The organism is Mangrovibacter phragmitis (genome assembly GCF_001655675.1).
In the GTDB taxonomy this organism is placed as follows: domain Bacteria; phylum Pseudomonadota; class Gammaproteobacteria; order Enterobacterales; family Enterobacteriaceae; genus Mangrovibacter; species Mangrovibacter phragmitis.
Genome location: NZ_LYRP01000014.1, coordinates 1 through 8,717 on the forward strand (window position 1 = coordinate 1; position 8,717 = coordinate 8,717).

The 8,717-nt window shown below is 47.2% G+C and carries 8 protein-coding genes and 1 pseudogene; all 9 read right to left on the minus strand.

Translation table 11 applies throughout. The features are described 5' to 3' along the window. A pseudogene (locus A9B99_RS12860) lies at nt 1-640 on the minus strand (ImcF-related family protein); the annotation flags it as partial. After that, nucleotides 627-1,790: a hypothetical protein gene (locus A9B99_RS12865; protein WP_064598103.1), complete on the minus strand. Its 1,164-nt coding sequence runs from the start codon at nt 1,788-1,790 to the stop codon at nt 627-629. The pseudogene A9B99_RS12860 and the gene A9B99_RS12865, both read right to left, overlap by 14 nt. A gap of 3 nt (nt 1,791-1,793) precedes the next feature. Next, nucleotides 1,794-2,060 carry a PAAR domain-containing protein gene (locus tag A9B99_RS12870; RefSeq protein ID WP_064598105.1) on the minus strand — a complete coding sequence of 89 codons (267 nt, stop codon included), beginning with the start codon at nt 2,058-2,060 and terminating at the stop codon, nt 1,794-1,796. Between the two features lie 200 nt (nt 2,061-2,260). Continuing rightward, entirely contained in the window at nt 2,261-3,028 is a 768-nt protein-coding gene (locus A9B99_RS12875) for a hypothetical protein (protein WP_064598108.1), read from the minus strand. Nucleotides 3,029-3,031: 3 nt separating this feature from the next. Then, complete coding sequence (locus A9B99_RS12880) at nt 3,032-3,799, minus strand: hypothetical protein (RefSeq protein ID WP_064598110.1); 768 nt, start codon at nt 3,797-3,799, stop codon at nt 3,032-3,034. Nucleotides 3,800-3,802: 3 nt separating this feature from the next. Beyond that, nucleotides 3,803-4,564, minus strand: coding sequence for a hypothetical protein (locus A9B99_RS12885; RefSeq protein ID WP_064598113.1), 762 nt, complete (start codon nt 4,562-4,564; stop codon nt 3,803-3,805). Then, a complete protein-coding gene (locus tag A9B99_RS12890; RefSeq protein WP_064598115.1) occupies nt 4,557-6,551 on the minus strand; it encodes a lipase family protein in 1,995 nt (664 codons plus the stop codon). Before A9B99_RS12890 ends, A9B99_RS12885 begins: the two co-directional genes overlap by 8 nt. Then, the gene (locus A9B99_RS12895; protein ID WP_064598117.1) at nt 6,541-6,993 is read right to left on the minus strand and encodes a hypothetical protein; all 453 of its coding nucleotides are present in this window, start codon (nt 6,991-6,993) and stop codon (nt 6,541-6,543) included. Before A9B99_RS12895 ends, A9B99_RS12890 begins: the two co-directional genes overlap by 11 nt. Further along, the coding region (locus A9B99_RS12900) for a DUF2345 domain-containing protein (RefSeq protein WP_231889187.1) at nt 6,990-8,717 on the minus strand (1,728 nt) is incomplete at its 5' end. The genes A9B99_RS12895 and A9B99_RS12900, both read right to left, overlap by 4 nt.

Genomic DNA, 8,717 nt, shown 5'->3' on the forward strand with positions numbered 1-8,717 from the left:
CACGCAGGGCATGCACCAGCGCGTTCATCTCACTGCCTGAAGGTAGCGGGCGCGGGGGTTCCGGGTTGGTCGTGGCAAGCTGGTCGAAAGCGGAAGTCGCCCACACCAGGCCATCTGCCGGGCGGTAACGCAGCTTACCCAGCGCCGCCAGCCAGGCGTTATCGGCAGGCTCAGACGGGTCTCCGCCCCACAACAGCAGGGTACCGCCGTCTTCCAGCCAGCGCTCACGGGTGAGGCCCGGCGCCAGTTGCTCCACATCAGAAACCGTCCCGGTTACCAGCAGCATGCGGATTTTGTGCCGCCAGAAACGGCCGTGGAGGTGGCTCATTGCAGCGCGAATAGCAGCAACGAAAGCATCAGGAGGTGTGCCGCAAGTAATCCTCAGTTCGTCACCAGGCAAGGCATTATTCTTCTGCTCACTCCAGCGGTGAAATTGCTCCCGCATAAACCGGAAGATAAATGGCATGTAGAAAATACTTAGCAACATCAACCATGTGGCTGAAAATACTGCCCCCAGTTTCAGTCGGGTATCAAGGCCATACTGAGGCCCAAAATGAAAGAGAAGGCCCCCAATAAATAATGAGATGAAGACAACAAGACCAACAAGCCCTCCTCTGCCCCATGCACTACTCAACGTCATTACTTTCACTCCCTGAGGTAACGGTACTGATAAAATGCTCTGAATCTGAAGTAAACAGCCCTAAAACCGATGTTTTTCTGACAGCAACAATATCGGAAAGCAGGGCTGCCAGCAGCCAGGCGCTTCCGGTGCCAGGAATTCCACTGTATTTTTCCATCACGTCTGTTTCCTGTGGCTCCCATGAGGCCTGATAAGTGAACCCTGCGGTCATCACATCAGCAAGCCGCTCATGCCATTGACTGGTGTCGCAAAATAGATTGGGTGCCTGGCAGGCGGCTGTTTGTGTTTTCAGAAACAACCCCATATCCGCTTTGAAATTAGCCATATCCAACGGCATTGGCCGCAAAATGCGGGCAGCGTGAGGGAGTTGAAATTTTTCGGCGACATCGTCACTGGCCAGGAGCACACTCGCCAGTGCATCGGAATATTGTTCAGTACCGCTATTTTGTAATACCAGGACCAAATCAATATCCAGAACGGGTTGTTTGAGGCGCTCTGCAACCCAGGCAAAAGGAAAAGAGTCACAAAATGAAACTGAAGCTGGCTGCGCTCGTTCAGGGAATACGCTGCCCCATGCCTCACGGAACAGAGCTTCTGCCCCCCCGGCAATGCAGTCAGCCATAACGGTGACATTAAGCGGTACCGAATCAGGCAGCATGGAGATGGCACGCTGCACACCGGCAACCCCTTGCTTTAACAGATAAGCGACAGTGACCGGCGGCTCTGCGCCAAAATGACAAGTTCGGGAAAGAAATGGCTCCGCTTCTGCGGCACTGGCTTTAGCAATAGATTTTGCAGTGACGCCTGAAGGAAGCAGGATACAGCTACCCAGCACAGCCACATAGCGCTCTGCCCAACGCTCCCATTGTTGCTGCCCATACCTGGCTTCCTTATGTAAAAACTGATGCTCATTCACAGCCCTGCCCCAGAGCCAGCCACGGAGGCAAAACAGAAAAAACCAACCCAGCACAGGGCTCAACGACAGCCACCAAATATTGAAAACTGTTAACACATTGACCCTGCCCAGGGCATGTAAGATAAACAGCATCATCCCCACAACAGCCGTAATAACGCCAACCAGGAGCCACCGCCCCAGCGCTGGCTCCGCTGGCAACACCGCCGTTGCCGCTTTAGACCGTTTCCACCCCATTGGTTACCCTACCGTGCTGTTTATTGCACTGGAAATGACAGTACACCCGCACTGGCATTTGCAACCATCGGCTACAACCGCACGGCCATTAAATGTGCGGTGTGGCAACCCTTCAATAATTGGGTTTGTACCATGGCCGGGAACAGGGCAACTCACCAAATCGCCAATTAAAGCAACTGTTTTCCCATTGACAATAATATTTGAAGAAGCGGAAATAACTTTACCGCCATGTGAAGTTCTATCGCCCAGTAAAACTAATCCTTTTGTCATACTCAACTCCTGTTAGCTAATATTTAAAGGCTGATTAATTTTATTCCATAAAACCCATTTAAATAAGCCATTATATTTTTACACCAGGGTAAATATATATGCAAATCTTTAACTTTATAGGGAGATATTACCCCACTCCATATACCTTCACTCTGTTGCATCTGCATAGATATCAGTGTAATTGTTATTTTCTGCATGCGCTATTCCCCCATTTTTCTGATATCCGGGTGAATAGAACCATCCGAAACGACCGTGCCATCCGGGTAAATTATTCTAAAATACTCACCAACCTTACGTTTTTCAGGAGCCACCATTCTTACGATTTTTGATTCATCCAACTTAGGGCTGAATTGAATATTTATAGAGCCGGGAATTCCGACCATTATTCTCTTCAAGAAATTATCTTCACCAAAAATATTCAGCGTATCAATTTCATTCTCCATTTTATTTGTTTCAATAAGTGGAAAATAAACAGGTGTAAGAGCAACATTATTCTCATATAAAAATCTGAATAATCCGTTACGTGTAGCGGTAGGCTCAAACGCAAACGTTGCACCAACACCTGTTCCAGGCACAAGATCTTTCCCCATATGCGTGGCATCAATATATTCAATCCCAAAGGTGATGGCGCTTAATGTCCACTTGCATATTCCGCCACCGGTTATGGCAACTTTCCCGCTCCAGATATCGCCATTCTGCTGCATCGGCACACGCATCGCGTTATAGCTGGGTTCCGTTATCACTGAACCGTCAAACCCGCTTATACGTTTTTTCTTGCACTTGTGTGAAATATACCGAACCCTGAGTGGAAAAGGTTGTGTGTAAGGAGACGGGTTGGTAATTTCAATATTTACCCACTGGGTATTTTCTGGTGGTGAAAGGGTTCGGTTAACCGGGCGGCTGACAGTGCAGCCGCTAACAAACAGTATCCCCAGCACGGATATCAGTGTAATTGCTATTTTCTGCATGCGCTATTCTCCCATTTTTCTGATATCCGGGTGAATAGAACCATCCGAAACGACCGTACCATCCGGGTAAATTATTTTAATAAACTCTCCCAGCTTATGTTTTTCAGGAGCCACCATTCTTACGATTTTCGATTCATCCAAAGCAGGATTGAATTTTACATTCACTGTCTGGTTGAGATTGAGCATTCTTTTATTTATAAATTTTTCCTTACCAAACAGATGTAATGAGTCATTCTGGCGGATCATTTTGTTGGTTTTAATTACAGGGTAATATATTGATGAAAGAGTAACATCACTATTGGATAAATGTTCAAATATACCATTGCGTGTGGCAGTAGGCTCAAACGCAATTATTGCACCAACGCCGAAACCAGGCTCAAGATCTTTACCCATATGCGTGGCATCAATATATTCAATACCCAGAGTGATGGCGCTTAATGCCCACTTGCATATTCCACCACCGGTTATGGCAACTTTCCCGCGCCAGATATCGCCATTCTGTTGCATCGGCACACGCATCGCGTTATAGCTGGGTTCCGTTATCACTGAACCATCAAACCCGCTTATACGTTTTTTCTGGCACTTGTGTGAAATATACCGAACCCTGAGTGGAAAAGGTTGTGTGTAAGGCGACGGGTTGGCAATTTCAATATTTACCCACTGGGTATTTTCTGGTGGTGAAAGGGTTCGGTTAACCGGGCGGCTGACAGTGCAGCCGCTAACAAACAGTATCCCCAGCACGGATATCAGTGTAATTGTTATTTTCTGCATGCGCTATTCTCCCATTTTTCTGATATCCGGGTGAATAGAACCATCTGAAACGACCGTGCCATCCGGGTAAATTATTCTAAAATACTCACCAACCTTATGCTTCGAAGGAGCAACCATTCTTACAATTTTTGATTCATCCAACTTAGGGCTGAATTGAATATTTATAGAACCAGGGATTCCGACCATTATTCTCTTCAAGAAATTATCTTCACCAAAAAGATTCAGTGTATCAATTTCATGCTCCATTTTATTTGTTTCAATAAGTGGAAAATAAACAGGTGTAAGAGCAACATTATTCTCATATAAAAACTTGAATATCCCGTTACGTGTAGCGGTATGCTCAAATGCAAACGTTGCACCAACACCTGTTCCAGGAACAAGATCTTTCCCCATATGCGTGGCATCAATATATTCAATTCCAAAGGTGATGGCGCTTAATGTCCACTTGCATATTCCGCCACCGGTTATGGCAACTTTCCCGCTCCAGATATCGCCATTCTGCTGCATCGGTACCCGAACAGCACCATAACTGGGTTCAGAAATAACCGAACCGTCAAACCCGCTTATGCGTTTTTTCTGGCATTTGTTGGAAATATATCTGACTTCCAGCGGAAAAGGTTGTGTGTAAGGAGACGGGTTGGTAATTTCAATATTTACCCATTGAGTATTTTCCGGTGGTGATAATTTTCTGTTTATAACAGGGGTGCAGGCACTTAATAGCAATACCGCCAACGGCAGTATTACCCATTTAATAGCATTATGCATTTTCCATTCTCTCCTCTCCGTAAAGTGCAAAACGCACCAGAGCTTCCCTTCCGCCAGGTTCTGCAAGCGTGGGAGCAAGGGACACACGCAATAACCCTTCTATATTTAAAAATATTTCATTCCTTTTATATTCTTTCTGCGGTATATCTTCTTTATTCTCCAGCATTTGTTCTTTGAAAAGATCAATATGATAGCAGTGTTCAGTAAAACTGCGTTTTTCAACCAGCCCTTCTTTATCAATTAACTCCAGTAATTTATTGTTTATATAGGGCATATAGGCAGTCATAAAATGGTCACCAAAAGTGATATCAATACCCCGTGTATGATTACTCCCTTCCGGAAAAATAGTATTCAAATTATGTGGCGCCAGTGAGGCCAGGAACTCCCTTTGCAAACTGCCAGCTTCCTGTATTTCCTGGTTTGCCAGAACAGGCACCAGGTAAAGTTTTGCTTTTATTGGCAGGCGCTGCCTCAGAGTAATGCAACCTGCCGCAACCGGGAGGCTTACCTTACACTCTTTCCATTCGCGGGATTGGGTTGCGCCAAGAAACACAACCGGGTTGCCATGGTGCCAGAAGCAATCCCCCCAGGACACAGCCTGAGAGACAACTGCCTGGCCCACAGACCACACCATGCCCAGTGTTTTACCCAGTGGTCCCCACAGTTTATATAACGCATTATCCAGGTTGGCTTCCGGTGGCACTGCCGGCACCGGGTCGTTGTCGTTTACATGGCGAAAATGTGTAATACCTGAAAGATGGTTGATGGCATCGCGAGTAAAGGTACGTGGCATACCATAGGTGTACAGTAGCGGGTTATAGCTCTTCAGGCTTGCTGCATGAATTAATGCCAGTGCACCGCCTAAACTATGGCCAGAAATGAATAATCTTCTCCCTTGAACAAAATTTGAAAATTCTTTTACTTGAGTTTTAAACTTCCTGTCGACCCGACTATATCCACTCCAGAACCCGTCATGCACCTTTCCTTCCGGTAGCAGAGTATTACACTGCGTTTTCTTGACCACACAGGTTTGCGGATGAACCGGGCTAAAAGCAAGATCTGTTCCGACATCATATAAACTTTCGGTTCCGCGCCAGGCCACAATAATCTTATCGGTGTTATAAACATAATACAGTTGTGTATCGCCATCCGCTTTTATCACCCCGTTATCACTCCCTTCTGAATCTGGAGTATCTTGTGAGGTATCCATAAACACCGGTGGAAAATAGCGGTCGCTGAATGGCACATCGCGAACCAACGTGTTGTAGATAAGGCCGCTTTTATGCAACTGAGGGAGCCGGGACAGGTCCTGGCACTGGTTTAGATAAAAACGTGTAATTGAAATAATATCGAGCGCATTGCCATCGGCATAAGCCAGCGTGGCGCTTGCCCCAAGGTTAATGGCATTGGCAATTGAATAGGTATTCTGGTGATGTAAAACCAGTTCCCAGGCTCTGAAGGGGCAAATCTCAATAATATGCCGCCGCTTGAGTTCATTGGTGCGAATAAGCAGGCCCTTAAACGCTTTGCCCTCAGGGAAGTGGAACAGAGGCAACATCTCGCCCTTGCGTAATTCGATACTTGGGTAACTGGCACACAGCTCGCCAGATACCCGATAGTGCCAAATATACCCTTCGGCTAACGCCTGCGGCCGGACTAAAGAATCACTCTCAGCATCCCTCCCGGGGCGCAGTGTGCGTTTCTGCATCTCTTGCAGAAGAGGCGCAGGCGCTAATTTCAGGGTCAACTCCAGGCCGTGTGGCATATCAATCCGAATCAGCCCGTTGGCATCACTCTGGCCTGAGTAGGTAAACGCCGCAACCGGGCCAGAAACGGGGTGAGAACTGTCTGCCGTCCATGGCATGTTCGCCACCGGTTCACCCTGTTCATCAACCAACTGGCATTCAACCCAGTACGGTTTCTGCTTCCCAGACACCGCGACAGCACTACTATGAGTAATAGAGGTGATCAAAGAATTATTCGACATGATCCCTCCCTTTATTTTTTATGTTCTTGGTTAAAATAAAAGATAAAAATTTAGTGAATTCAGAAAATACAAGAAAAACAATAATAAAAACCATGCTATTAAAATGGAGCTCTTTCAATAGCCAAGGAATAACGGAAATAGATGGGACAATCAACAACAATCTAAATGGTATTTGCAAAAACACAAAAAAACGTACTTTCCCCCATTTTAATACAAGAAGAATAGCAGACACCACTATAGATATATTTAACATCATTGATAAAACAAATATTAATAAAATCCAACCCCCACCGCCATACTCTGAGTAAAGCTGGTTGAAATTTATAATATCATCAGCAAAAGGAATACGTCCCTGTTCTATGTTTAACCAAATAAAACGGATGACATAAAAAGCATCCATTCCTCCCCAGAATAAACAGACTTTACTGAAGCTTAGTTTCATTTGCTATCCCTGGTCTCATAGAGTTCATCTGCAACAACTGGCATCCAGCGCCATGATGTTCCACTAACTTGCCATGCATCATCCCCCTCAAGAAATGTTTGCGTTATCCGTCTCTGCTCTCCATAACGATGAACCGCCGAATTATTTATCGTATTTTCATCAGCATCAGAAGGCAAAGGACTCCATTCTTGAATTTTATCCCGTTTTGTATGCATAAAATCTTTACCTTCAGAAAAAAATGCTCTTCCAGAATCCCCCATTGATGTAAGTCGATTGATAGACATGATGGCAGCATTTTTCAATCCATGATAATCATGTTCTACGGTAACCCACTGCCCCGGACCTTCCTCTTTTTGTTCATCTGGAAATTCAATTTTCATTTGACCTGGCGTTGACGAATAAAGTGGGGCTGTTTTTCCAGATGCGTCAGATATCCCCTCCAGAATTTCACCTTCAGCAGTGGTAACTTTATATTTAGTGAAAGGCTTAATTATCCCTGACTCTGGGTCCTCAATCGTAAAAGAACCTGAATAGCCTTTCGGGAAAGTAACAGGGGGCGCATCCAAAGTCGCGGGCCCAGTCTGATTCACATTGGTTGCTTTCAATAAAATATTCCCCGGGCAACCCAGCTCAATATTCCCGCCACTGAGTTTGATGTAAGCCCCGCCACAATTCAGTACCAGTGACTGGCTGGCATTGATATTCACACAACCCTGAGAACTGCTAATGGTGACATCCTGTCGTGCGGACACACCCACAGCACCTGACTGCGCCTGGATATCAAGCGGGCCTGCCCCCGCATAGAGCTTCATTCCGGCAGACTGGGAAAACAGGCTGACGGTTTCACCAGCGGCTACGGTAAAGGATTGCCCGGCGCTGATATCGGTATTTTTACCTGACATCAGCGCAATACTTTCACCTCCTGAAGCCAGCCTTACTGCCTGTGGGCTGAGGATGCCGATGCCAGCGGGAGCATGCGCCAACAACCCCGGCAACCGCAGATATCGCAACGCGCTGTTAAGTGACATCTGGCTGTCTGATTCTGACGGCTGAGCTTTTGCACCTTTGGCGGCAACCTGCATACTACGGGCAAGGGTCAGAGCCTGCTCCAGTTGGCTAATTGCCGCATCCATTTCCAGCATTTTGATGCCCACATCCGGCTGAGCATCCGCAGTAAGGAAAATACCTTTACCGCCGCGAATACTTACCCAGTCATTGGTACGCAACTCCGCCCCTTCGCCACGCAGTTTTCTTTTAGCATTCACATTGTGGCCCAGGTTCAGCTGGGTCTTGCCGCCGTATTCAGTGCTGAGTTTGACGTGCTCTGCCCCGCGCTTGTCTTCCATGCGCAGCTTATTCCGCCCTGCAGTTCTCACCACATTGCGGGTGCTGTTCAGTTCTGTAACCGGGTCAATATGCCGGGAGTCATGCAGGGCGTGGGCGATATACGGCCGGTCCGGGTCGCCTTCGTGAAAGGCTATCGCCACTTCGGTGCCCTGAACCAGCGGGAAGTGGAAACCATATTTGTGCCCGCCATAAGGTTTCGCCAGACGCACCGGCATACTTTCCATACCTTTGCGTTTGTCGTCGCGGTCGGCATCAAACTTTACCCGGTACAGGCCCGAGGCATCCTGCCAGGCGTAGATGTCGTCGGGTTTGGCGCTGGTCACCCGCGCCATCAGGGTGCCACTGACCACCGGGCGAGGCCTCGCCGCCGGGCGCCA